We start from the raw sequence: 25001 nt of genomic DNA, 5'->3' as shown, positions 1-25001 counted from the left end.
ATTACTCCTCCTCGTCCGCTGCGGCGTTATCCGTCGCAGACTCGGTACTACCCGCGGGATGTGCTGTCACGAAGCTGCGGGGGTTGTCACGGAACTTGTTGTAGCTGGCTTCCGATGCAAAGAAATAGGTCTTCCCGGCGTAGCGGTATTTGTGCTCGGCTTTCAGATTGGTCAGCTTGCTGCCGTCGACCGGATCGACCACGTCCATCGAAACCACGGTGCTGAAGTAGTTCGCACCTACCGCCAGCGACGCGTAGCTGATCACCAGTTCGTTGTCGTCGTTGCTCCACCCTTCAATCGGTACCGGATTACATCCACCGGCTTTACCGATGGAGGGGATAAAGATCCGCACACCGCAAGCCACACAAATCACCTGATTGCCTTCCATCACATAGCCCTGATCGCCACACAGTAAGCAGGCATCAAACACCACGCCGAGGCGAAGCCGGTCGGGATAGCGGTTAATCACAAAGAAGCGAACGGCTTTGCCGTCGTCGGCAATCCAGACAAAACGGTGCAGCTTGCCGTCACGCACCTGCTCGATAGGAATATGCACTTTGCCATCCGGGCCGAGCGTCACGGGTTGCGCTTCCGACAAGCGCGGCGGCTGTGATGCAACCTGATCCCAATAGAGCTGCCCCAGCGCTACCACCAGCAGCGCCACCAACGCAGCGGTAAAGGTCCGGCGCGTATTACGGTAATCGGCGGTTGCTTTGCGCTTGGCTATCGCTTCGTCGGTGGACTGCATCTGCTGACGATTTTTCAGCAACGGCAGCAAGAAACCGACCGAGAGCAGCGCCAACAGCAGTGCGCAGAGATAGTTAAGCGCCGCGCCGTTATTGGTGACGCGCGCCACAAAGCTCAGACGCGGTTTGGTCAAACCCAGCGCTTGCAGCTTCATCAACAGCAACATCAGACCGCCGCTCAGCGGCAGTACCAACAATACCACCAGCAGCAGCAGTAGCGACCAGCGCCAGCGCGGTAAACGCCGCACCATCATGCTGCACAGCACGGCGCTGAAAGCAACCCAGCCAAAGGCCAGAATCACCGCGCTGATGTTCAACAGTAAATCGGTATTTACTACATGGGTGGTGGTCAGTGCCGTCAGGTTGGGATCGTCGCCCCAATGCACGGCGGCCCCGATGATCAACAGCCCCTGCCAGAGGTAGCCGAATTTGCTACTTTGCGTGAATTGGCTCAGTAAAAACAGCGCCAGTGCGACCAGTTGAATCAGGGTAAAAATCAGTTGGACGGTTTGACTGGAAGGCAGGCGAATTCCCACCAAGGTGCCGACCAGCAAAGCCAGTAACGTGGTCCACATCAGTGGGCGCAGACAAGGAGCAGAACGGTGACTCCAGTGGAGTCCTAACAGCAGCGCAACAGGCAAAAAGGCTTGTAGCACGGTAACAAAAAAATGACTCATAACGCACACTCAGGCGAAGCCCCCTGCGCCCAGGGCGGCAGGGGGAATTTCCGTAACGGCCTTACGCAATCCAGAATCGAATTATTTGTCCAGACCAACGTATTTGAAGTCATAGCTGACATCAAACGGTTTCCACCAGCGGCCAACACCGGTTTCACCATCGGTATGGCGGTGCATACCAGCTTTTGACGGCGGCTCAATGTGGTAGGTCACTTTATAGTTACCTACGCCCATCATTTTAATGTTGGCACCGTAGTGCGGACCATCGCTCGCCACCATCGGCATGAAAGTCCCTTCCTGCTTAGCACCGGTATCGGTGTTCACCAGGGTATAAGCGATTGTCAGGTATGGCATCCATTCGCCTGCGCCGAAGCCGTTTTTGTTGCCTTCCACGGCGTGGATATCTGCTTCCAGGTGAATATCAGATTTAGCCGCTGGCAGGCCCATGCCGCGCGGCTCCATGTCAATCGGCTGCAAGTAGACCGCAGCGATCTCCAGTTCGTTAATGGTGATCGGCTCACCAGCCGGATGTTCGGTAAACGCGAACGCGGCAGGTGCCGTTAATACTCCGGCAATAATCGCGCTGGCAATCAAACTCTTTTGCATCTTCATCAAACCCATCCTCATATCATCAATATCATGTTGTTTTTGATTTTTGCTTATCATTGCTTCCCGTATTCGAACGTCTCAGCGCGCCGACGCATAATCCACAGCGCGGCCAGAGCAGCGAACACCAATACGACTTGCGGTATCAGCGTTTCGACGTAGGGGTAGATCCCCAATACACTGATTTCCGGAACCCACGTTAACAACGTAGGTTCAAACAGCTTGCCTTCGATTAACTCCAGTACACCTTTACCGGCGAACACAAACGCCATCAGGTACATAAAACAACCGGTAAACATAAAGAAGGGTTTCAGCGGCAGTTTGACCACGGTAAAGCGCATCACCAGATAAGCGATAAGCAATATCACGCAGCCAATCAGGAAGCCCGCCAGAATAGAGAGGTGCCCTGCCACGTTGCTGGCATCCCCCACTAATGCGAAGTAGAACAGCACCGTTTCCGCGCCTTCGCGGTATACCGCCAGGAAACTGGTCAGCCACAAACCGACAACCGAGCCGCTGCTCAGGGAGTGCGACAGTTTTCCTTCCAGATAGGCTTTCCAGTGTCGGGCTTCGACTTTAGACAGCAGCCAATAGCTCATGCTGAACAGCATCACCACCGCAATCAGCATGGTGAACCCTTCCAGCAATTCACGACTGGCACCGGAATTACTGAACAGCATCTGGAACAACACGGCGGTCAATACACTGCACACCAGCGCCACATACACCGACTGGCGGATTAACGGCAGTTTGTCATGGTGATTGTTTTTCACCAGATAGGCCACGATAGCAGCCACGATCAGCAGCGCCTCCAGCCCTTCACGCACGATGATCAGCAGACTGTAGATCAGCAGGCTCCAGTGCGTTTCACTGCCGCTGCCCAGCATGGTGACTGCGTTAGCCAAGTCCTGTTGCATCGCATCAGCCTGCGCATGCAGCGCAGAAACTGGCTGCCCGGCGCTCATCATACTGACCAGACGGGTGAAATAGCCTTCCAGCGTGGATTTGAATGCAGAATCACGCGAGCCGACTTTGTTCTCCATACCGCTGGCTTCAAACAGATCGAAGTAGGCATCCTGCACCGCCATAATGGCCGGTTTTACCTGTCCGCTTTCATACTGCGCAATCGCTGCTGCGATAGCCTGGTTGATGTTATTAACTACGCTGGCCCAGTCCGCATCCGGAATGTCAGCGCCAGCGATACTGTTATCCGGTGCCGCCGATACGGGCTGATCGTCGCGGGTGGTGGGTAAGCCCGGCAGCACATCTTCAATATCTTGCAGCAGCGTGGTGACCCGATACGCCACTTCGCTCATTTGATCCGGCTGAGCGGTCAGCGCGATCAGTGCACTAAACTGCTGGTTGATCGAGGCGGCTTGCTGCGAAGAGCGGTTTTGGCGCACTGACATTTCCATCTCGGAGTTTTTAAATCCTTGATAGTGTGCCTGCTGTACGCTTTGACTGGCTTTCTGATAGTCGCCTGCCTGATAGTCAGCCACAGCCTGCGCCAACCCATCGTCAATGGTCTTGAAACTTTGCTGCCAGTAGAGGGCGATATCGCTGTTGCCATAAGCCCCGTGCTGCTCCTGAGCCACCAATTTGTGACCGTCAGTCAACACCGGTAACACGCTGTCTAACTCGCCTTTCAGCCAGTTCACCTTGGCCTGAATATCAGCTTGCGGCTTACCTTCGCCAATCATGCGGCGAATTTCACCAAAGGTGGCTTCCAGTTGATAGCTTTTCTGCGCGGAGATATTGATACGAATTGGCCCTTCCAGGTTCTCAAACACCTCGAAGTAGGCCATTTGAACTTCAGTACGGGCTTCATCCGGCTTCTGCTGCTGATAGAGCTCAGCGGTCTTATCCAGGCGGCCCTGAATGTCATGGATGAAGGTGTTGTAATCCGTTGCGGCAAATGCCGACAGGCTGGAAAACATGAAACACAGTACAATCAAACACTTCTGCCAACTAGACATAAATACGATGGTCATCGACAATGAGAGTTATTTTCATTATAACGTTTTAACATTTACATTTCTTGACGTAAATCACAAAAGGGCTCACTGTTTCAGAAATATTGTAACATCGTGCTCTACCTCTTCCATTTGGCGCAGTGCCGCCAGCGTGTCGAGCGCTTCCTGTTCATCCAACCGGCTCATGGCAAACCCGACGTGGACAAATACCCAACTGTCTATGAGGCTGGCAGCGTCAATGCCATCCGCCACCAGCGCAATATTCACTTCGCGCTTAACCCCACATACATCCACCCACGCCGTATCCTGCACGGTGTCCGCCAGTGCGATGACTTTTCCGGGAATGCCGAGACACATGATGATAATCCTTGTTGATGAGTACAGGCTGCCGTGCATCGATTTAGCAAAATTTATGCCAACGGCACAATCAGTATTTCCTCCTATATCGCTATTCCAATAGGCTGAGGCTTACTTTTTTCCGCAATCAACTTGAGAATATAATGTAAACCACCGAGGTCAATCTTGTCTCCGGGGAAATAGGAGATATCAACAGGATAAAATTGATTTCTTGCAAGGTTGTATAAAAAGTTATCTTCCGACATATCGGTCGGCGGACAACCTTTGTCACACATTTCGTATAACAATAATATAAAGTCCTCCTCAGCGTCATCAGCAAAATAATCGACCTTGGACAAAGGAACGCCATCAATTTTATCCAACTGGATAATCCCCTGAGCAATAATACTGGCAGATTCATTCCCATAAAAAAGGCGGAACGAATCTGCTTGCCGGGCAACCTCATTGGACGACACATCATCATAGAAAATTTTCAACACTTTCCCTGGATTCTTTTTATCTTCAACCACAATAGCCTGTGCCCCTTCCCCTAGCGAAGCACCGATCCTATCGCTATTTTTTATTATAAATTCAGTGCTAGTGGCTGTGCATGATGACGCTGAGCACGGAATTCCTGTTTGGGGGTTGTTATCAACGGAGGGACTTCCGCAATGTGCGACAAACGCCTTTAATTGCGACCGAAGATTGTCACTAGACACTTGTGCCAGCGCTTTACCGATATTATACGCCAATATTATCGACGCGCCCGATGGCGTAACGGGTTTATTATTTTTAAAAATTCGCCTGGCATCCGCTTTCGGCAGTTCGAAGGAAGTTCTGGCTATTTTCGCCAACTTATTTAAGGTTTTCGAGGACAGTGTGTTGTTATTGGTTTTTTTCAACAACGCGGAGTAAATCGTATCTGTTTTAACATCAATTCGAGATGGAGAATTAATAAAGAGCATCGTGTACCTCAGTAAAAATACTACTGTACACAATAATTATGGTCAGCCGTTCAAGAAAACAATTTTAGCGCGGTTAAGCACTGACAGAAACATTTCATACCGTTTCAGGGGAAAAGGATAAGGCAATGCCTGTACGCCGATGCGTCACGCCATCGTCATCCATCTCGTCACTAATGTCGAAACCGACATCGTCAACACCGTCACCGATGAACACCTGCGCACAATACCCTAGCAAGGGCGGGCCTCTCAGGCTAACTCGCTGACGTGGCACAGAATATGCTTTACGCAGCCCAACATAGGAGAAAGCCCCGGAGGGTATGGCTATGAATCGCTTCGTCATTGCGGAGCCCAAACGCTGTATCGGATGTAACACCTGTATGGCGGCCTGTACGCAGGTACACCGCCAGCATGGGTTGCAAACCCATCCCCGTTTGACGGTGGAGCGAGATGCCCAAGGCACCGCCCCCGTTTTGTGTCGCCACTGTGAGGATGCTCCGTGCGCACAGGTATGTCCGGTTAACGCCATCACGCAGCGCAACAACTCTGTGGTGTTGGATGAAATCGCCTGTATCGGCTGCAAGCTGTGCGCCATCGCGTGCCCGTTCGGTGCGATAACCCCGTCTGACAGCAAGCCGCTGGCGGTGCCGCAGACCTTCGCTCACCACGTTCCCGTTGAAGCCTTAACGGACGTACCGGTCAGCGTTGCCTCCATCAATCCGTTTCTGTCATGGAACGCGGGGGTGAAAAGCGTGGCGGTAAAATGCGACCTGTGCGCCTTTCAGGACAAACCGGAATGTGTACGCGTTTGCCCAACGCAAGCCCTCTTTGTTGTGGATGAGTCACATCTTGCCGCTGCGACCGAGGCCAAGCGCCGTCAGGCAATGATGTGGCCGCAGGGCAATCAGCCCTTTGCGGCAACGGAATGGGAGCCAAAATCATGATGACGCCCTTTGCATGGCTGGCACTCTCGCTGGCGCTCTATCTGGCAGGTGCGCTGTTATCGCTTTGCCTGGCCCACAACGATGACAGGGCAATCAAGCTCAGTGGCGTCTCTGCCCTGCTCGCCGGACTCGCGGGTGTCACCGCCGCGCTTCCGGTGCTGACCCGCGCCGAGCCGTTACTGGCATCGTTCGATGGCCCCTTTGTTGCTTTCGCGCGATTAACGCTGCGGCTGGATGCACTGGCTGCCTTTATGGTGCTGGTAATTTCACTGCTGGCAACCATCACAGCCCTGTATTCGTTAGCCTATCTGCAAGAGTACCGCGGACGCGCTGGCGCGATGGGGTTCTATATGAACCTGTTTATCGCCTCGATGGTCGCACTGGTAGTAACGGATAACGCTTTCTATTTCATCATCCTGTTTGAAGTGATGTCGCTTAGTTCTTACTTCCTGGTGATCTCCGATCAGGATGATGAGGCCATCAACGCCGGGCTGCTCTACTTCCTGATTGCCCATGCCGGATCGGTACTGATCATGGTGGCGTTCTTCTTGCTCTACCGCGCCAGCGGCAGTCTGGATTTTGCCGATTTCCGTCAGGCAAAACTGCCGCCGTTACAGGCTTCCGTGGTGTTCCTGCTGGCGTTCTTCGGGTTTGGCGCAAAGGCCGGGATGTTGCCGCTGCACGGCTGGCTGCCGCGCGCCCACCCCGCCGCGCCGTCACATGCCTCTGCATTGATGTCGGGCGTGATGGTGAAAATCGGCATCTTCGGCATCATTAAGGTGGGTATCGACCTGCTCGGTGCCACCGCAACCTGGTGGGGCGTAGTGGTGCTGGCATTTGGCGCTGTCTCTTCAGTGCTGGGTGTGTTGTACGCGCTGGCCGAGCACGATATCAAGCGCCTGCTGGCTTATCACACGGTAGAAAACATCGGCATCATTCTGATGGGCGTCGGCATGATTGGCATCGCCACGCATCAACCGCTGCTGGCGGCATTAGGTCTGCTGGGCGGGCTGTATCACTTGCTGAACCATGCGCTGTTTAAAGGGTTACTGTTCTTGGGTGCCGGGGCCGTGATTTACCGGCTGCACAGCAAAGACATGGAAAAGATGGGCGGCCTTGCCCGCCGTATGCCGTACACCGCGCTGGCGTTTCTGGTTGGCTGTATGGCGATTTCTGCGCTACCGCCACTCAACGGCTTTGTCAGTGAATGGTTCACTTATCAGTCACTGTTTACCCTGAGCCATCAAGGGAGCTTCGGGTTGCGGCTGATCGCCCCGATTGCCATTGTGATGCTCGCTATCACCGGTGCTCTGGCCGCCATGTGTTTCGTCAAAGTCTACGGCATCAGTTTCTCCGGAGCCCCTCGCAGTGAGAAAGCCGATCGGGCACGGGAAGTGCCCTGGCCGATGACCCTCGCCATGGGCCTGCTGGCGCTGCTGTGTGTCGCGCTGGGCGTCGGTGCCAGTCTGGTGGCACCGGTTATCACCCAGGTTGCCATCAGCCTGACCGGCGAGGCAGCCCCGGTGGTAGCGCACGGGCTGACGCTGTTCCCCGGCAATCCGGCGCAAACCTCACTCTCAACCCCATTGATCTTTATTTTGCTGCTCGCGCTGCCGCTGTTGCCGCTGCTGCTCTACGTGGGCGCGAAGGGGGGCCGTCAGGCATTCCGCCAACGTGGTACACCCTGGGCGTGTGGCTATGAGTACGAAGGCGCCATGGCCGCTTCAGCGGGCAGTTTTACCCAGCCGCTGCGCGTGTTATTTGCTCCGCTCTACCGTATACGCAAAACCTTGGCTCCGGGCCCGATGCTACAACGGACGCTGGAACAGACGACACGTGCCGCTGAAAACGCCGAACCCCTGCTGGATAACCGCATAGTGATGCCGTTAGCCAGCGCCTTGCAGCGGGTGAGCCGTGCGATGCAGTGGATACAACACGGCGATTTCCGGCTCTATTGCCTGTACGTGGTCGCAGCGCTGGTGGTGCTGCTGCTGGTCACGATGGCATAAGGAGAATCCGATGTTTACTGAAACTACGCTATCCGGTGCCGCCCCGCTCATCATCCGTCTGGTGTGCGCCTTGTTGCAGGCGCTGGTGCTGTTCGCGCTTGCCCCGCTGTTCTCGGGGCTGGCGCGTGTGATCCGCGCCAAGATGCACTCGCGTCAAGGGCCGGGACTGTTACAGGACTACCGCGACATTATCAAGCTGCTCAAGCGGCAATCCGTCGCACCAGAACACGCAGGCGGGGTATTTCGCCTGATGCCGTTTGTGCTGATCGGCTCAATGCTGCTGGTCGCCATGACGCTACCGGCTGTGACGCTACGTTCGCCGTTTGGTGCCGGCGGCGACATCATCACTCTGCTCTATCTGTTTGCCCTGTTTCGCTTCTTCTTTTCACTGGCAGGGCTGGATTCCGGCAGCCCGTTTGCCGGTATCGGTGCCAGCCGCGAACTGACGCTCGGCATATTAGTCGAGCCGATCCTGATTCTGTCGCTGCTGGTGGTGGCGTTGATTGCCGGTTCCACCAATATCGGCAATATCAGCCATGTGCTGGCAGAGGGCGCCTGGCTCTCACCAACGGCTACCGGTCTGGCGCTGCTGGCCTGTGCTTTTGCCACCTTTATCGAAATGGGCAAAATTCCTTTCGACGTTGCCGAGGCCGAACAGGAGCTACAAGAGGGTCCGTTGACCGAATATTCCGGTGCCGGGCTGGCGCTGGTGAAATGGGGGATCAGCCTCAAGCAGGTGATGGTGGCGGTGTTGTTTCTCTCTATTTTCGTGCCGTTTGGCAAGGCGGACAGCTTCACCCTCGGTGCCATGCTGTGGGGCAGCATCGCGCTGTTGTTAAAGCTGTTGCTGGTGTTTGTCGCCGCTGCGGTGTTTGAAAACAGCCTGGCGCGCGGGCGCTTTCTGCTGACCGGGCGCGTTACCTGGCTCGGCTTTGGTATCGCCGCGCTGGCCTTTGTTTTTTACCTCACCGGTCTATAGGAGCCCATCGCGATTATGGATACGTTCGTTATAGAAAGTCGCGCGCTGGCGACGCTGCTTCTGCCCTTTATCGGCGCGCTGTGGATTGCCGTTGCGCCACAGCGCCACGCCAAAGTGCTGTGCAGTCTGTTCGCCCTGTTGGCGACGTTGGGTATGGCGTCGCTGGCCTGGGGCTGGTATGCGGCAGGCCAGCAAGATACGGTGATTACGCTGTATCGCTACGGTGACGCCGAGCTGTTCGGCTTTGTGTTTGACCGCGTCAGCCTGCTCATCGGTTTTGCCGTGGTGTTCCTCGGCCTGCTGGTCAGCATCTACTCCTGCGGTTATCTGACGTCAGGCAACCGGGAGCACCCGCACGAAGGCACCAATCGTTACTATGCGTTTCTGCTGGTGTTCATCGGGGCGATGGCGGGTCTGACGCTCTCTTCCACGCTGCTCGGGCAACTGCTGTTTTTCGAAATCACCGGCGGGTGTTCCTGGGCGTTGATTGGTTACTACCAGCAACCGAAGTCGCTGCGCTCAGCGTTAAAAGCGCTGTTGATCACTCACGTTGCCTCTGTTGGCCTCTACCTTGCCACCGCCTGGCTGTTTGCCAAAACCGGCACCTTTGCGCTGAGTGCCATCAGCCAGTTAGACAGCGCCGATAAAATGGTGGTGTTCGCCGGCATCATGTTCGCCGCCTGGGGGAAATCCGCCCAGTGGCCGCTGCACGTTTGGCTGCCGGATGCGATGGAAGCCCCCACACCGGTCAGTGCCTATCTGCACGCCGCCTCGATGGTGAAAGTGGGCGTGTATATTTTTGCCCGCGCCATTCTGGCAACAGACGACATCCCGCATGTGATCGGCGTGGTAGGGCTGGTGATGGCGACCTTTACGCTGGTGTACGGCTTCCTGATGTATTTACCGCAGAAAGACATGAAACGCCTGCTGGCCTACTCCACTATTACCCAACTGTCGTACATCTTCTTCGCACTTTCACTGGCGACCTTCGGCTCACGCATGGCGTTCGAGGCCGGTATTGCCTACATCTTCAACCACGCCTTTGCCAAGAGCCTGTTCTTTTTGGTCGCCGGTGCGCTGAGCTACAGCTGTGGCACCCGCATGTTGCCACGCCTGAAAGGATTGATGCGTAAAACGCCGTTGCTCGGCATCGGCTTTTGCGTGGCCGCGCTGGCGATCACCGGGGTACCGCCGTTTAACGGTTTCTTTAGCAAATTCCCGCTGTTTGCCGCCGGTTTCTCGCTCTCGGCTGAGCACCTTTGGCTGTTACCGCTGCTGGTAATTACGTTGGTGGAATCTGTCGCCAGCTTTGCCTGGTTCCTGTACTGGTTCGGACGCACCGTGCCGGGTGAACCGTCGGAAGACGTGGCGGCAGCGGCACCGCTCCCGGCCACCATGCAGGGCGTGCTGGTGGTGTTAATCATCATGTCGCTGTGTTCCAGCGTGTTTGCTGCACTGTGGCTGCAATAAGCACGGGCGAAAGGAGAAAATGAAATGACTGGTTCGCTTATCGTCAACAATTTGGCCGGACTGCTGATCATCACCTCGCTTCTGGTGATCGTCGCCAAACGGCCTACCACCTCATCGTTACTCTACGCGCTGCAATCGCTGGTACTGGTGCTGATATTTGTCGCACTGGCCAACCTGTTGCAGGCGCATGAGCTGTATCTTTGGTCACTGACCGCGCTGGTCACCAAGGTGATTCTGGTGCCTGCCATCATGTATCGCGCTTTCCGGCGACTGGACGACCCGAGCGCCGACGGCGGCATTATCAGTCCGGTGGCGATCTTGCTGTTGGCGGTATTGATTGTGGTGCTGAGCTACTTCGTGGTGGCCCCGGTGCAACTGCCGATGGTCAGTACGCTCAAACCGGCGCTCGCGGTGTCGCTCGGCCACTTTATGATCGGCCTGCTGTGTATCGTCACCCAGCGTAACATCCTCAAACAGGTATTCGGCTATTGCCTGATGGAGAACGGCGCGCATCTGACATTGGCGTTGCTGGCACACCGCGCGCCGGAGCTGGTGGAGATAGGTATCGCTACCGACGCCATCTTTGCTGTCATTGTCATGGCGCTGATGGCACGCAAAATCCATCGCACCTTGCATACCTTGGACGTTCAACAACTTACGGCACTGAAGGGGTAAGCACATGACCAGTTCGACCTTGCTTTTCACCCTGCTTGCCACGCCGTTTATCACTGCGCTGCTGGCATTTGCCTGCCGCTGGTGCGGTGGTGCGGTGCGCATGGCGGTGAGCGTTATCCACCTGTGCGGCATCAGCCTGCTGCTGGTGCTTTCGCTGTACGTGGTGGGAATGATTGCCTCTCAGGGCGAGATTCTGGCAGCACATCGCTGGTTGCATCTGGATAGCTTGAGTGCACTGTTTCTCGCCATTCTCGGCATTATCGGCTTTCTCACCGGGCTTTACTCCGTGGGGTACATGAACCATGAAGTGAACAGCGGCGAGGTTTCCGTCCCGACGTTGTGCCACTACTACGGCTTCTTTCAACTGTTTCTGTTCACCATGTTATTGGTGATCACCAGTAACAACCTGATTGTGATGTGGGCCGCCATTGAGGCCACGACCCTCAGCTCCGCGTTTCTGGTTGGCCTTTACGGACAACGCTCGTCGCTGGAGGCTGCCTGGAAGTACGTCATCATTTGTACTGTCGGGGTCGCGTTTGGGTTATACGGCACTGTGCTGGTCTATGCCAATGCCGCCAACGTGATGGCGACACCGGGTGATGCCATCTTCTGGACCGAAGTGCTGCAACATGCTTCCGAGTTGGACAGCACGCTGATGCATCTGGCGTTTATTTTCGTCATCATCGGTTTCGGCACCAAGACAGGGCTGTTTCCGATGCATGCCTGGTTACCCGATGCCCACAGTGAAGCCCCCAGCCCGACCAGCGCGCTACTTTCTGCCGTGCTGCTCAACTGCGCTCTGCTGGTAATTGTGCGTTATACCATGATCGTCAGCGCCGCCATCGGTCCGGTATTTCCGCAGCGGCTGTTGCTGGTGTTCGGGCTGCTGTCTGTCGCGGTGGCCGCATTCCTGATTCTGGTTCAGCGCGACATGAAGCGACTGCTCGCCTACTCCAGCGTGGAAAATATGGGATTGATTGCCGTGGCGCTGGGCATTGGTGGCCCACTCGGTGTGCTGGCAGCACTGCTGCACACGCTCAATCACAGCCTGACGAAAACCCTGCTGTTCTGCGGCTCCGGTAACGTACTGCTTAAATACGGCACCCGTGACATGGATGCGGTGAAAGGCATCCTGCGTGTCACCCCCATTACCGGCGCACTGCTGGCCGGTGGCGCACTGGCGCTGGGCGGCATGCCGCCGTTCAACCTGTTTTTAAGTGAATTTATGACCGTCACCGCCGGCATCAACGCGGGCTATCTCTGGCTGGTTATCGTGTTGCTGTTTTTGCTGACTATCGTACTGGCCGGGTTGGTGCGCATGGTCGCCAGCACCGTGCTGGGCAACAGCCCTGCTGCCGTCAGCAAAGGCGAGTTAGGCATCCTGACTACCGCACCGATGGCTATTCTGCTGGCATTAATGCTGCTGATGGGCACACATATTCCACAACCCGTTACCCGTTTACTGGAAAGCGCCAGCGCGTTGGTATTGCAATCGCACACCACCGAGGCCGCTGCCGTCACGGCACTGTCGCCTACCGAACGCGCACCGCTTACCCTTTCTCGTCAGGAGACGTCCCGTGATGAATGAACATCCTACTCCCCCCGTGGCTGCTGCAACCAACGCCAAACGCGGCGCGGGTTATGCCGCGCAGGTGCAGCAGCGGTTTCCCCACGCCATATTGGAACAGGCGTGGCAAACCGACGATCAATTGACGCTGACGGTGAAACTGACAAGCCTGCCAGAAGTGGTGGAGCATCTCTACTATCAGCACGGTGGTTGGCTGTCAGTCCTGTTTGGTAACGACGAACGGACATTGAACGGTTATTTTGCCATTTACTACGTACTGTCGATGGAGCAAGGGGAAAAATGCTGGGTGATCGTCAAAGCACTGATCGACCCGGTCAATCCTGAGTTTCCATCGGTGACGCCGCGCGTGCCTGCCGCCGTGTGGGGCGAGCGCGAAGTGCGTGATATGTATGGCCTGATCCCCGTCGGTCTGCCGGATGAACGCCGTCTGGTATTGCCTGACGATTGGCCGGACGATCTTTACCCGCTGCGCAAAGATGCGATGGATTACCGCCAGCGCCCGGCACCGACCCAGGATAATGAAACCTACTCCTTTGTGAACGACGCCACTGGTGACACCCGCGTGGTGCCGATTGGGCCGCTGCACATCACCTCCGACGAACCCGGTCACTTCCGCCTGTTTGTCGACGGCGAGCAGATTATCGATGCGGATTACCGCTTGTTCTACGTCCACCGTGGCATGGAGAAGCTGGCGGAAACCCGCATGGGCTATAACGAAGTCACCTTTCTGTCCGATCGGGTGTGCGGTATCTGCGGTTTTACCCACAGTGTCGCCTACACCACATCGATCGAAAATGCGATGGGGATTGTGGTGCCGCCACGGGCACACGCCATTCGCAGCATTCTGCTGGAAGTGGAACGCCTGCACAGTCACCTGCTAAACATCGGCCTGTCGAGTCACTTCGTCGGTTTTGACACCGGATTTATGCAGTTCTTCCGCATCCGCGAAAAATCCATGACCATCGCCGAGATGCTGACCGGTGCGCGTAAAACCTACGGCCTGAACCTGATTGGCGGTATTCGCCGCGATATCCTGAAAGAAGATCGGCTGAGAACCATCAAGCTGATCCGCGAGATGCGCACCGAGATTATGCAACTCTCCGACATGCTGCTGAACACGCCCAATATGCTGCAACGCACGCAGGGTATCGGCATTTTGTCATCACAGGTAGCGCGTGATTACAGCCCGGTAGGCCCGATGATCCGCGCCAGCGGGTTCCAACGCGATATGCGTATCGATCACCCCTACTCCGCCTACCTGGATTTGCCAATGGAACTGCACCACCTGAGCGCCGGGGATGTCTATTCCCGCGTTCTGGTGCGCATTCGCGAAGTGCTGACCTCGCTGGCCATTGTGGAATACGGTTTGGACAACCTGCCCGAAGGTCCGCTGCTGACTGAAGGGTTTGCGTATAAACCTTATCAGTTTGCACTGGGGTATGCAGAAGCGCCGCGCGGCGAAGACGTGCACTGGAGCATGACCGGCGATAATCAGAAACTGTTCCGCTGGCGCTGCCGTGCTGCTACCTACGCCAATTGGCCGGTGCTGCGCTATATGCTGCGCGGTAATACCGTGTCCGATGCGCCGCTGATCATCGGCAGCCTGGATCCGTGCTACTCCTGTACCGATCGGGTAACGCTGATTGACGTGCGCAAGCAGAAAATCACTACCGTGCCCTATAAAGAGATCGAGCGCTATGGGCTGGAACGCACGCGTTCGCCGCTGAAATAGAGGGATGACACCATGTTAAAACTGTTCAAAATCCTGCGCGACGCGGGCAACAGTACGGTCAAATACCCGTTTGCGCCACTCGAGGTGCCAGCAGGGTTTCGCGGCAAACCGCAATACGACCCCGAGCAGTGCATTGCCTGCGCGGCCTGTACCGTCGCCTGCCCAGCCAATGCGCTGACCATGGAAACCGATGTGGCGAACGGCACCCGTACCTGGCAGTTGTTCCTCGGGCGCTGCATTTTTTGCGGACGCTGTGAGGAAGTGTGCCCGACGCGCGCCATCGTGCTGTCACAAGAGTTTGAGATGGCTGTCGCCAATAAAGCGGATTTGTTCCAGCGGGCCACCTTTCGGCTGTTGGCATGCCATGAGTGTCACCGCCCCTTCGCCCCGGAGAAAGAGGTGGCCTTTACGGTAGCCCTGTTGCAACAGGCTGGTATGTCGGCAGAAGACGCAGAAGCCCGACGCACACAGTTCGAAACCTGCCCGGAATGCAAACGCAAACAAAGCATGCCACACAAAGGCAACGTAACGCTGAGCCAGCATTTTATCACGCCGCCAACGGCGGCTTTCAGTCAAGGGGGCCACCATGAGTGAACCGCTCAACGGCGTAGACATACCTTCATCGGTCCATACGCGCAGCACGCCCATCCAGCTTGATGAACAGACCCAGCAGTTAAAGAAAACGCTGCTGAAAGATATTCAGCGATCTGATTACGTCTATCGTGTCGACTGCGGTGGCTGTAACGGTTGTGAAATTGAAATTTTTTCCGCCATCACGCCTGTTTTTGATGCAGAGCGTTTTGGCATCAAGGTGGTGGCCTCACCGCGCCATGCCGATATTCTGCTGTTTACCGGCGCAGTCACGCGAGCGATGCGCAGCCCGGCGCTGCGCGCCTATGAATCCGCACCCGACCCGAAAATCTGTATCTCCTACGGTGCCTGCGGCTGCGGCGGCGGTATCTTCCACGATCTCTACTGCGTATGGGGCGGCAGCGATACCATCGTGCCGATTGATGTGTACATTCCCGGCTGCCCCCCCACCCCTGCCGCGACCATTTACGGCTTTGCCGTGGCGCTGGTATTGCTGGAGCAAAAACTGCACGGCGTCAGCACGCAACAAGGCGAACATGAGCAGGCCGCGCTATTGCTGCCTGATGCGCCGCTGGATTTGCGCGTACAACTAGAGCGGGAAGCCAGACGTATGGCGGGTTATCGCCAGGGACGAGAAATCAGCGACGCATTTATCAACCTGCTGATCCAATCACCGCAAGAGATGCTGGAAGCGCGCGTTAACGCCTATCTGGCACACCAGGACGATCCGCGTCTGAGTGAAATCGTGCGTCGCCTACTGGCGCAGTATCACGGCTGGCAAAAAGGAGTTCGACCACTATGAGTGGAAAAGCGATCTTTTACGCACTGAGCCAAAAATTTCTCGACAGCAAAGAGAAGGTGCCGGAGCAGGCGCAACAGGTGATGTATTATTCGCTGGCCATCGGCCACCATGTCGGGGTGATCGACTGCCTGAAACCGGTGCTGACTTGTCCGCTCGACGACTATCAGGCATGGATAGCCCAACTGCCAACTGGCGACGCACAACGCAAAATGGCCGGATTGTTGAAATTCGGCGAAATCACCCTCGACAGTTCACATACCCGATTGTTGCATCAGGCATTTAGCGCACTGGGAGACAGCGATCGTTTCGTCCCCTGGAGCGCCACCCTACTCGACTATCTGGCCGCCATAGAGCGGGAGTCAGCGCTGTACCTTATGGTTAAACGGGTGGAGGCGTAAGCGATGAATTGGGAAGACCATCTTGCCAGCCTGGACACCCTTGATATCCTTGATACCGATACGCCGTGCTCCGCACCCAACATGGTGCTGGCGGTAGGCAATGTGATGATGGGTGACGATGGCGCAGGGCCACTGCTCGCCGAGCGGTTGCAACACAGCCCGCTAGCGGGTTGGGCGGTCATCGATGGCGGTGCCATTCCGGAAAACGCGGTGCATCGCCTGCGTGCCGCGCCGCCGCAGCGCCTGTTGGTGGTCGATGCCACGGATATGGGGCTCGAGCCGGGTGCCATACGCATCGTCGATCCGACACGCATTGCCGAAGATATGCTGATGAACACCCACAGTATGCCGCTCACCTTTATGATTGATGCGCTGCAAACGTTTATTCCGGAAGTGATTTTTGTCGGCATTCAGCCTGCACTGGTGGCGTTTTACTGCCCGGTCAACCGGGCGGTGACACAGGCTGTAGAGCAGATTTATCAGCAATTACCTCACTGGCAGGGTGACGGCGGCTTCCCGCGATTGTAAGCCTTTACGGCTACCGGCGGTTACGGGTATAAACATTGAACACAAAACGCCCTGCAATACGCAGGGCGTTATTTTTCCGATTAGAATTTCTCCCAGCCGCCATGCGCCGCGTTCTGTCCACTGGTAAGCAGCGCGGTAGGCCGAGACGCAACGCCAGGCCGTTTTACCACGGGTTTGATGACGCTCTGTGTTTGTCGGGATTCAGGGGCCGATTCCGTCAGATGGAACACATCAACTGCCGCCAACAAGCCATCGGCTTCATCTTCCAGCTCAGCCGCCGCTTCAGCCGATTGCACCACCAGCGCCGCATTCTGCTGCGTCACACGATCCATTTCATGCACCGTTTGGCTGATTTGCGAAATACCGTGACTCTGCTCTTCCGTCGCTGCCGCAATTTCACTGATAACATCATTCACGTGGCTCACGGACTCGATAATGCCGCTCATGGCTTCACCGGATTGCTGAACCTGGCTGGCCCCGGCTGACACTCGCGTCACCGATTCTGCAATCAGTGCTTCAATCTCTTTCGCTGCCTGCGCACTGCGCTGTGCCAGACTACGCACCTCGCCGGCCACCACGGCAAACCCCTTGCCCTGTTCACCGGCCCGCGCCGCTTCCACCGCCGCATTGAGCGCCAAGATATTGGTCTGGAACGCGATGCCATTAATCACGGTGTTAATATCAGAGATCTTGCGCGAACTGGCGCTGATATCGTTCATGGTTTGCATCACATTTTTGCTGATATCACCACCACGTTTCGCCATGTTTGACGCATCTTGTGCCAAACGACGCGCCTGATGCACATTTTCGGTATTCTGTTTTACCGTCGCACTCATCTGTTCCATGCTGGCAGCAGTCTGTTGTAGCGCCGCCGCCTGCTGCTCAGTGCGCGAGGAAAGGCTATCGTTCCCTTCCTTGATGTTGGCCGTGCGATCCTGCACCACGCTTGCACCTTGTCGGATAGCAGTGACGGTATCGCGCAAGGTTTTCTGTAGCAGTTTGATATCGGGGATCAGACGGCCTGCACAGTTACGGCCAAACTCGGTCAGTTCATAACCCAAACGCCCCGCCGTTAACTGTGCCAGATGGGATTTCAGCACGCTGATCGGCGTCACCAAATAGTTTTTCAGATAATATTCAGTGAAAAGCAGTGCCAACACCCCCACCAGCAAGGCAGCAATCAGTGCATTACGGTTATTCTCATGGTGGCCTTGCGCTTCGCTAATGGCTGGCGATGCGGCAACCTGATCGGTATAGCGTTTTATCTCATCACCAAAGGCATGCACCACGGGGTAGGTTTGACTCAGACGCTGCCGCAATGCGTCCGGCTCATTTTGCTGTAACGCTTGCTGTAACGGCTCCAGTGCAACAGTCACCAGTGCCGACCAGGTGCGAACCACGCCCTCAATGGCAGCGGGCGTAACATCCCCGTGAGCGCCGTTTTTGAACGCCTCCAGCGAGGATTTCACATTTGCGATCGCCGGTTGTGCCTGTGCCAGCGCCTGCCGGGCATTTTCCACGTCACTGTTCAGCGTGTAGCTTGCTGCCTGTTCAAGCGTTGTCATGGCGCGAAAAGATTGTTCAACACCGTAGAGCAGTTGCGCATGGCTCTTTCTTTGCACTTCACTTTGCGCGATAAGCTGGGTCGCCTGTTGCAGAGAGTACAGGCTATAGCCGGATGCTCCCCCCCAGATTGCCAAGAGAAACGCCACAATCATCAACACCATGACTCTTATACTGATGTTCTTCAGAAAGCTCATATCACCACTCCATCATGCCTTCCCATACATCAGTGACAGGCAAGCCCACGGGCACAGCGCTGCACCGAAAAACGGAAGGAGGTTGAATCGCCGTCATATAGTCAGACCCACCGACAGGAGTCAGCAGGAAACATTACCGAGTTTCAGACATGCGCCCTGAAAGCCTGTCTGCACCGGAATATCGGTCAATGAGAACACCGTTAAATAAGAAACCCTTTTTTATAAAAAATGCACGCCGAGTCCATTACGCGCACCCTTTTGAAGTATAGGCAGTGAATAAAGAAATGTGAGGTAAATTACATAAAACGCTTTTTCTCCCGTCATTGCCATCGTCAAATCTGCCGAAATGTCCCTTGAGTCGCGTCGTCACCGAATGTCGACACCCAACATCATCTTATTTTTAATATATCAATCAATACATTAAATTTTTATTATCAGGTTGGCATAAACCCTGCTTTATGTAGGGCGATCCGCCGACACCCGCAAAGTGTCGACACCCACGTTATGTACAGAGCCGAGGAAGGAGAGCCCGTCATGAACCGGTTCGTTATTGCAGATTCCAAAAGATGTATCGGTTGTCGCACCTGCGAAGTCGCTTGCGTGCTGGCCCACGGCGATGGCAATACGGCATCGCTCAGTGCAACGCAGTTCGCACCGCGTCTCACGGTGGTAAAGAGCCTTGATGTCAGCACCACCGTTCAATGCCGCCATTGTGAAGACGCCCCGTGTGCCAATGTGTGCCCCAACGGTGCCATGACCGTGATCAGTAAACCGGTCGTCAGAATCAGCCATCATCAGTTGATGGGGAGTGGGATGAAAGCCGAAGCACATAAATGCGATCTGTGTCAGGAACGCGCTGCTGGCCCGGCGTGTGTTCAGGTGTGCCCCACCAAGGCGCTACATCTGGTCAACCGCGATGATATCGACACCATGATCCAACAAAAACAACGGCGTGCGGCACTTGATGACGCCGCAGGAATCCAGTTCTGAACGGTGCCGTCCAGGTACGTGCAAGGAGATACAACATCATGCAAAAAGTGATTACCGTCTGTCCTTACTGTGGGTCAGGCTGCAAGATCAACCTGCTGGTTGAGAACGGCAAAGTGGTTGGCGCAGAGGGTGCGAATGGCGTAACCAACGAAGGTGAACTGTGCCTGAAAGGCTACTACGGCTGGGATTTTCTCAACGACACCAAACTGCTCACCCCGCGTTTAACCCAGCCCATGATCCGGCGTCAAAAAGGCGCGCCGTTTGAGGTGGTGTCCTGGGATGAAGCCATCGGTTTTGCCAGTTCAAAACTGTTAGCCATTAAAGAAAAATACGGCCCGGATGCCATCATGCATACCGGTTCATCACGCGGTCCCGGTAATGAAACCAACTACGTGATGCAAAAATTTGCGCGCGCGGTAACGGGCACCAACAATATCGACTGCTGCGCCCGCGTCTGCCACGGCCCCTCCGTTGCCGGATTGCAGGTAACACTCGGCAACGGAGCCATGAGCAACTCCATTTGCGAGATTGAAAATACAGAGTGCATCCTGGTGTTTGGCTATAACGCTGCTGACTCTCACCCTATCGTGGCGCGCCGTATCATCAAAGCCAAAGAGCGCGGTGCAAAAGTTATCGTGTGCGATCCACGCCATATCGAAACCGCCCGCATTGCCGATCTCTGGCTGCCGCTGAAAAATGGCTCCAACATGGCGCTGGTTAACGCGTTTGCCAACGTGTTGATCAACGAAGGGCTTTACGATACCAACTTTGTGGCACAACACACTGAAGGGTTTGATGAATACCGGGCGTTGGTTGCCAAGTACACGCCGGAATACGTTGCGGAAATCACCGGTCTGTCTGCGCAGTTGATTCGCGATGCGATGCGGATGTATGCCGCCGCGCCGTCTGCCACTATCCTGTGGGGCATGGGCGTCACACAGTGGACGCAGGGCGTTGACGTGGTGAAAGGGCTTTCGGGTCTGGCGCTGCTCACCGGCAATCTGGGGCGTCCCAACGTCGGCGTGGGCCCGGTGCGTGGTCAAAACAACGTGCAAGGCGCGTGCGACATGGGCGCACTGCCGAACCAATTCCCGGGCTATCAGAATGTGACCGATCCAGATGTGCGTGCCAAATTTGCCAAAGCCTGGGGCGTGCAAGATCTGGCCGGGCATATCGGTTATTCACTGACAGATGTGCCGCACAAGATTAAAGAAGGCAAAATCAAAGCCAACTACCTGATGGGAGAAGACCCGTTACAGACCGAGCCTGATTTGTCGATGGTGCGTGAAACCTTCGCCGAGCTGGAGCTGCTGATCGTTCAAGACATCTTTATGACCAAGACAGCAGCGATGGCAGACGTTATCTTCCCGGCGACCTCATGGGGTGAACACGAAGGGGTATACTCCGCGGCTGACCGTGGCTTCCAACGCTTCTATAAGGCTGTTCAGGCCAAAGGCAACGTCAAACCAGATTGGGAAATCATCAGCCTGATGGCAACGGCGATGGGCTACCCGATGCACTACAACAATACTCAGGAAATTTGGGACGAACTGCGTCACCTGTGTCCGCTCTACTTCGGTGCGACTTACGAGAAAATGTCCGGTTTGGGTTACGTTCCCTGGCCGTGCCTGACTGAGGATAGTCCCGGCACACCGTGGCTGTACGCCGGTAACAAGTTCGACCGCCCCGGAGGTAAAGGATTGCTGTTTGCAACGGAATGGCGTCCACCGATGGAACAAACGGACAGTGACTATCCGCTGGTGCTCTCCACGGTGCGCGAAGTCGGCCACTACTCATGCCGTTCCATGACCGGCAACTGTACTGCGCTGCAAACGCTGGCGGATGAACCGGGATACGTGCAGGTCAGCCCGGCAGACGCCGAGCATCTTGGCCTACGCGACCAGCAGTTGACGTGGGTCTCTTCCCGCCGTGGTAAGGTGATCAGCCGCGTGATGGTCAGCGAGCGCATCAATAAAGGTGCGGTATACATGACCTATCAATGGTGGATCGGTGCCTGTAATGAGCTGACGCTGGATGAAGTTGACCCCATTTCCAAAACGCCGGAATACAAGCACTGCGCGGTGAAATTGGAAGCCATTGAGAATCAGGCATGGGCGGAAAACTTTGTGCAACAGGAATACAGCGCATTGAAAGCCCGCCTGCGGAAGGAAGCCGAGGTGGCGGGAGCCTAAAAAATCCGTCACCCGACGGAGGGCGTGTTTATGCAGAGGACTGCGTCATGTTTCGTGCGCTAACCATTCTGCATATCTCTGCCACTCGCGTGGCACGCGCCCGACACGGGGTGTGCAGTCGCCCACACCCCGTGACCCCGGGCTTTTTGCGGAATGGTGTCGCTACGCGATACCTTCGGAAACCGTTGTCGCCGGACGGACCGCCAGCGACGTGCTCCCGGCACGGCGCTGGCTTTCGCCGCATCCATGCGGCTCATCCTGGCGTCATCGTTTTCCTCAGCACCATTCAACGCGGATATTACCCCCACAGGTAGCGAAAAGGTTTTTGGTCAGCCCAGACCTACTCCATCTCCTCGATATCTTTCACCGAGATCCCCATACGCTGCATCCGCGATAATAACGTGGTGCGTTTCACCCCCATGCGCGCCGCCGCCCCTTTTGGCCCGGCGACAATACCGTTAGTTTCACGCAGTACACGGATAATTTTTTGCCGCTCGGACTCCACTTCGTCATCCTGCAACGGCTGACGAGGAGGCATATCCAGAGGGGGCGCCACAGGTTTTTGAATATCGCTCGCTGACGGTGGCATTTGCTGCAATTCGGCCAGTTGTAGATTCAAGGTGGTACCACGCGTGAGGATCACCGCGCGCTCGACGACATTTTCCAGTTCACGCACATTGCCCGGCCACGGCAATCGACTTAACCGACGCAACACCTCAGAGGGAATATTGTCGATAGTGCGGTTCATCCGACGGGCTATCTTGCGCGTGAAAAACTTCACCAACAGCGGAATATCCTCCGGACGCTCCCGCAGCGGGGGAATGACAATGGGAAAGACATTCAACCGGTAATAGAGATCGCTGCGGTATTCGCGATCCGCTACCATCTGTTTTAAATCACGGTTGGTGGCAGCAATCAGGCGCACGTCAACGGAGATAACCTTACTGCCGCCAAGCCGTTCAATCTCCCGCTCTTGCAACACGCGCAACAGTTTGGGCTGCAACTCCGGCGGAATGTCCCCCACTTCATCGAGAAACAGCGTGCTGTTATCCGCCAGCTCAAAACGGCCCTGACGTTGCGCACTGGCCCCGGTAAAAGCGCCCTTTTCATGACCGAACAGATCGCTCTCCAAAAGCCCGGAGGGGATAGCGGCACAGTTCATTTTTACCATGCGTTTGCCTTGCCTTGGGCTCAGGCGGTGTATGGCCCGGGCAATCAACTCTTTGCCGGTGCCCGTCTCGCCCAAAATCAGCACCGTGCTGTCACTGGCAGCCACCATCTCCACTTGTTCCAACACCTGCCGAATGGCCTGGCTACAACCAATGATTTCACCAAACGCATCATCGCCATGCTGGCGCACATGTTCGGTTAACTGTTCAGTCAGATAGAAATTTTCATGGATCAGACTGTCTTTAAGGCGGGTGATCTGCTCGTAGGCCACGGCATTATCCAGCGCAATCGCGATACGTGCCGCAATTTGCCGCAACAGCCGAATATCCGCCTCGGTCACCGCCAATTCATGGCGATGGGCCAACTCCAACACCCCTAAGACTCTGGTGCCAAAGGTTAACGGCAAAAGACACGCGTGGGCTAAGCCACCATCGAGTCGCTGTGCCAATGTACAACGCGTCGGCGTACCAGGCGTGCCATCTCCTGGCGCACTTAACACCACCGCATTGTTTTGCATCACTTGCGCTGCCAGCGTTTCCGTCAGCGGCACTTTCCCTTGCTTGTGGTATGAGGTTTTCCCGGCAGGACGTTCTCCAGCAGGATAATGCGTGGCATAGTAGGTTAACGGCCCGTCCTCGTTCTCGCCATCCCCCAACGCCAGCGCGATAAAATCAATGCCAAAGAAACGGTGGATCTCGCGCGAGACCTCTTGCGCTAACGCTTTTAATTCCAGTTTGGAGATAACGGTATTGGTGACATCCACCAGAATGCGGTAGTGATCGCGTTCATGGCGCAGGGATTCAGCCTCTTTCTGCGCCTGCTCTCGCGTGATGATATTTTCCAGCGCACAGGTAACGACGCTTGCCAACGCCTGAAAAAAGGCGATTTCACTGTCATCAAACAGGCTACCATCCGCCTTGAGAAACTCTAGTCCCCCCATCACGCGATCCGCGCCCGTGCGTACCAGTGGCACCAGACAGTAATCGCTTAAGCCTAAATAGGCGGGATGCTGTGCCAGATAAGGGTAATCGTGCAAAAAATGCAAACGATCGCGCCGCTGGAGTGTGGCATAGGTCCAGCTCGCACCGCCCGGACCTTCTGACAGCAAAGCCCCTTCTTCACTCCCTGTCACCTTGTCGGTAAGCGGATCGTAGCGATAAAAGCGAATTTGATTATGTAGCGGGTTAAACCAGAGCAGATGGACACGCTGAAACCTCACCACCGAAAAGGAGGCCCCTTGCAAAACCTGCAACAGATCGTCGACTGTGCGTTGTTGCAACACTGATTGGGAAACCTTTAACAGCGTATCCTGCCAGAGAATAGACTGTCGGGATGGAGAATCCGTCAAATGTATCGCCATAGTCACCGCAGTTTAATCACCATAATCCTTAAGGGTAATAGTGTAAGGGCTGACCACAGGAAATGACACGATACGATAGCCATAGCTTGATCTGAATCGTGATTCATTTTTCTGAAGACAGCCATGGCGGCCCGTATTAACGAATTTTGATATTACTCACAGAAAGCGAGTGCAATTAATGAATGCGGCAACAGAGAATTTGTCTACGATCGGTGCGCTGTTGCAGCACACTTTTCCCTCAGCTCTTCATTCTATTAATTACTAAGAGAACGTTTTTCATAAGCAAAAATGATAACCGTACACATCAATGGCAATAGCAATAGTTAACCAACTGTTTTAAATGCCAATTTCATTCTATTCAACGAATGAACAGTCACCATTTAATTCTCATTTTAGATAAAAAAACTAAAATAAATGCATTTTTTGCATAATTGTTTCTCTCTTTGCATGGTGAGGTATAAGAAAAAAAAGGTAAAACCGTAGAATCGTTGTAATATCTTGGCCCAGGCAATA

Annotated in this window: 21 protein-coding genes; 13 read left to right on the top strand and 8 right to left on the bottom strand. The window is 55.3% G+C overall.

Features of this window, described 5'->3' with window-relative positions; translation table 11 throughout:
- Position 1 precedes the first annotated feature (1 nt).
- The 6 genes from K6K13_RS07305 to K6K13_RS07280 all read right to left on the bottom strand — a co-directional run bounded on the left by K6K13_RS07305 (position 2) and on the right by K6K13_RS07280 (position 5538).
- On the bottom strand, positions 2-1423 hold the full coding sequence (locus K6K13_RS07305; protein WP_222160178.1) for a Fe-S-containing protein: 1422 nt from the start codon (positions 1421-1423) through the stop codon (positions 2-4).
- Between the two features lie 81 nt (positions 1424-1504).
- On the bottom strand, positions 1505-2035 hold the full coding sequence (locus K6K13_RS07300; RefSeq protein ID WP_222160176.1) for an iron transporter: 531 nt from the start codon (positions 2033-2035) through the stop codon (positions 1505-1507).
- 50 nt (positions 2036-2085) lie between these two features.
- Positions 2086-4005, bottom strand: a complete 1920-nt coding sequence (locus tag K6K13_RS07295; RefSeq protein WP_222160175.1) for an FTR1 family iron permease — start codon at positions 4003-4005, stop codon at positions 2086-2088.
- Positions 4006-4089: 84 nt separating this feature from the next.
- Positions 4090-4359, bottom strand: coding sequence for a HypC/HybG/HupF family hydrogenase formation chaperone (gene hypC, locus K6K13_RS07290; RefSeq protein ID WP_222160174.1), 270 nt, complete (start codon positions 4357-4359; stop codon positions 4090-4092).
- Between the two features lie 83 nt (positions 4360-4442).
- A complete protein-coding gene (locus tag K6K13_RS07285; protein WP_222160173.1) occupies positions 4443-5303 on the bottom strand; it encodes an OspG family effector kinase in 861 nt (286 codons plus the stop codon).
- 94 nt (positions 5304-5397) lie between these two features.
- Complete coding sequence (locus K6K13_RS07280) at positions 5398-5538, bottom strand: hypothetical protein (RefSeq protein WP_222160172.1); 141 nt, start codon at positions 5536-5538, stop codon at positions 5398-5400.
- Between the two features lie 88 nt (positions 5539-5626).
- Between K6K13_RS07280 and K6K13_RS07275 the strand changes: the two genes are divergently transcribed.
- The 11 genes from K6K13_RS07275 to hycI all read left to right on the top strand — a co-directional run bounded on the left by K6K13_RS07275 (position 5627) and on the right by hycI (position 17016).
- Entirely contained in the window at positions 5627-6244 is a 618-nt protein-coding gene (locus tag K6K13_RS07275) for a 4Fe-4S dicluster domain-containing protein (protein ID WP_222160171.1), read from the top strand.
- The gene (gene hyfB / locus K6K13_RS07270; protein WP_252120441.1) at positions 6241-8253 is read left to right on the top strand and encodes a hydrogenase 4 subunit B; all 2013 of its coding nucleotides are present in this window, start codon (positions 6241-6243) and stop codon (positions 8251-8253) included. Before K6K13_RS07275 ends, hyfB begins: the two co-directional genes overlap by 4 nt.
- Positions 8254-8263: 10 nt before the next feature.
- On the top strand, positions 8264-9232 hold the full coding sequence (locus K6K13_RS07265; RefSeq protein ID WP_222160170.1) for a respiratory chain complex I subunit 1 family protein: 969 nt from the start codon (positions 8264-8266) through the stop codon (positions 9230-9232).
- Positions 9233-9247: 15 nt separating this feature from the next.
- Entirely contained in the window at positions 9248-10702 is a 1455-nt protein-coding gene (locus K6K13_RS07260) for a hydrogenase 4 subunit D (protein WP_286206784.1), read from the top strand.
- Between the two features lie 24 nt (positions 10703-10726).
- Complete coding sequence (hyfE, locus tag K6K13_RS07255; protein WP_222160169.1) at positions 10727-11377, top strand: hydrogenase 4 membrane subunit; 651 nt, start codon at positions 10727-10729, stop codon at positions 11375-11377.
- Between the two features lie 4 nt (positions 11378-11381).
- On the top strand, positions 11382-12965 hold the full coding sequence (locus K6K13_RS07250) for a hydrogenase 4 subunit F (protein WP_222160168.1): 1584 nt from the start codon (positions 11382-11384) through the stop codon (positions 12963-12965).
- The gene (locus K6K13_RS07245; protein ID WP_222160997.1) at positions 12958-14697 is read left to right on the top strand and encodes a hydrogenase large subunit; all 1740 of its coding nucleotides are present in this window, start codon (positions 12958-12960) and stop codon (positions 14695-14697) included. The genes K6K13_RS07250 and K6K13_RS07245 overlap by 8 nt, the downstream gene beginning before the upstream one ends.
- A gap of 12 nt (positions 14698-14709) precedes the next feature.
- Positions 14710-15291 carry a hydrogenase 4 subunit H gene (gene hyfH / locus K6K13_RS07240; protein ID WP_222160167.1) on the top strand — a complete coding sequence of 194 codons (582 nt, stop codon included), beginning with the start codon at positions 14710-14712 and terminating at the stop codon, positions 15289-15291.
- The gene (locus K6K13_RS07235; RefSeq protein WP_222160166.1) at positions 15284-16090 is read left to right on the top strand and encodes an NADH-quinone oxidoreductase subunit B family protein; all 807 of its coding nucleotides are present in this window, start codon (positions 15284-15286) and stop codon (positions 16088-16090) included. The genes hyfH and K6K13_RS07235 overlap by 8 nt, the downstream gene beginning before the upstream one ends.
- Positions 16087-16488 carry a formate hydrogenlyase maturation HycH family protein gene (locus tag K6K13_RS07230; protein ID WP_222160165.1) on the top strand — a complete coding sequence of 134 codons (402 nt, stop codon included), beginning with the start codon at positions 16087-16089 and terminating at the stop codon, positions 16486-16488. The genes K6K13_RS07235 and K6K13_RS07230 overlap by 4 nt, the downstream gene beginning before the upstream one ends.
- Positions 16489-16569: 81 nt before the next feature.
- Entirely contained in the window at positions 16570-17016 is a 447-nt protein-coding gene (hycI, locus tag K6K13_RS07225) for a hydrogenase maturation peptidase HycI (RefSeq protein ID WP_252120497.1), read from the top strand.
- An 80-nt stretch (positions 17017-17096) separates the two neighbouring features.
- Here the strand turns inward: hycI and K6K13_RS07220 are convergent, their stop codons facing one another.
- Positions 17097-18776: a methyl-accepting chemotaxis protein gene (locus K6K13_RS07220; protein ID WP_222160163.1), complete on the bottom strand. Its 1680-nt coding sequence runs from the start codon at positions 18774-18776 to the stop codon at positions 17097-17099.
- 534 nt (positions 18777-19310) lie between these two features.
- Here K6K13_RS07220 and K6K13_RS07215 point away from each other — a divergent pair.
- The gene (locus tag K6K13_RS07215) at positions 19311-19766 is read left to right on the top strand and encodes an electron transport protein HydN (RefSeq protein WP_222160161.1); all 456 of its coding nucleotides are present in this window, start codon (positions 19311-19313) and stop codon (positions 19764-19766) included.
- Positions 19767-19804: 38 nt separating this feature from the next.
- The gene (fdhF, locus tag K6K13_RS07210; protein WP_222160160.1) at positions 19805-21958 is read left to right on the top strand and encodes a formate dehydrogenase subunit alpha; all 2154 of its coding nucleotides are present in this window, start codon (positions 19805-19807) and stop codon (positions 21956-21958) included.
- A 340-nt stretch (positions 21959-22298) separates the two neighbouring features.
- On the opposite strand, the gene K6K13_RS07205 is transcribed toward fdhF, so the two are convergent.
- Positions 22299-24488 (bottom strand): sigma 54-interacting transcriptional regulator, encoded by a 2190-nt coding sequence (locus K6K13_RS07205; protein WP_222160158.1) that lies wholly within the window; start codon positions 24486-24488, stop codon positions 22299-22301.
- Positions 24489-25001 lie beyond the last annotated feature (513 nt).

Origin of the sequence: Symbiopectobacterium purcellii (assembly GCF_019797845.1) — a bacterium.
In the GTDB taxonomy this organism is placed as follows: Bacteria; Pseudomonadota; Gammaproteobacteria; order Enterobacterales; family Enterobacteriaceae; genus Symbiopectobacterium; species Symbiopectobacterium purcellii.
This window is presented reverse-complemented; position numbering and strand designations above follow the sequence as displayed.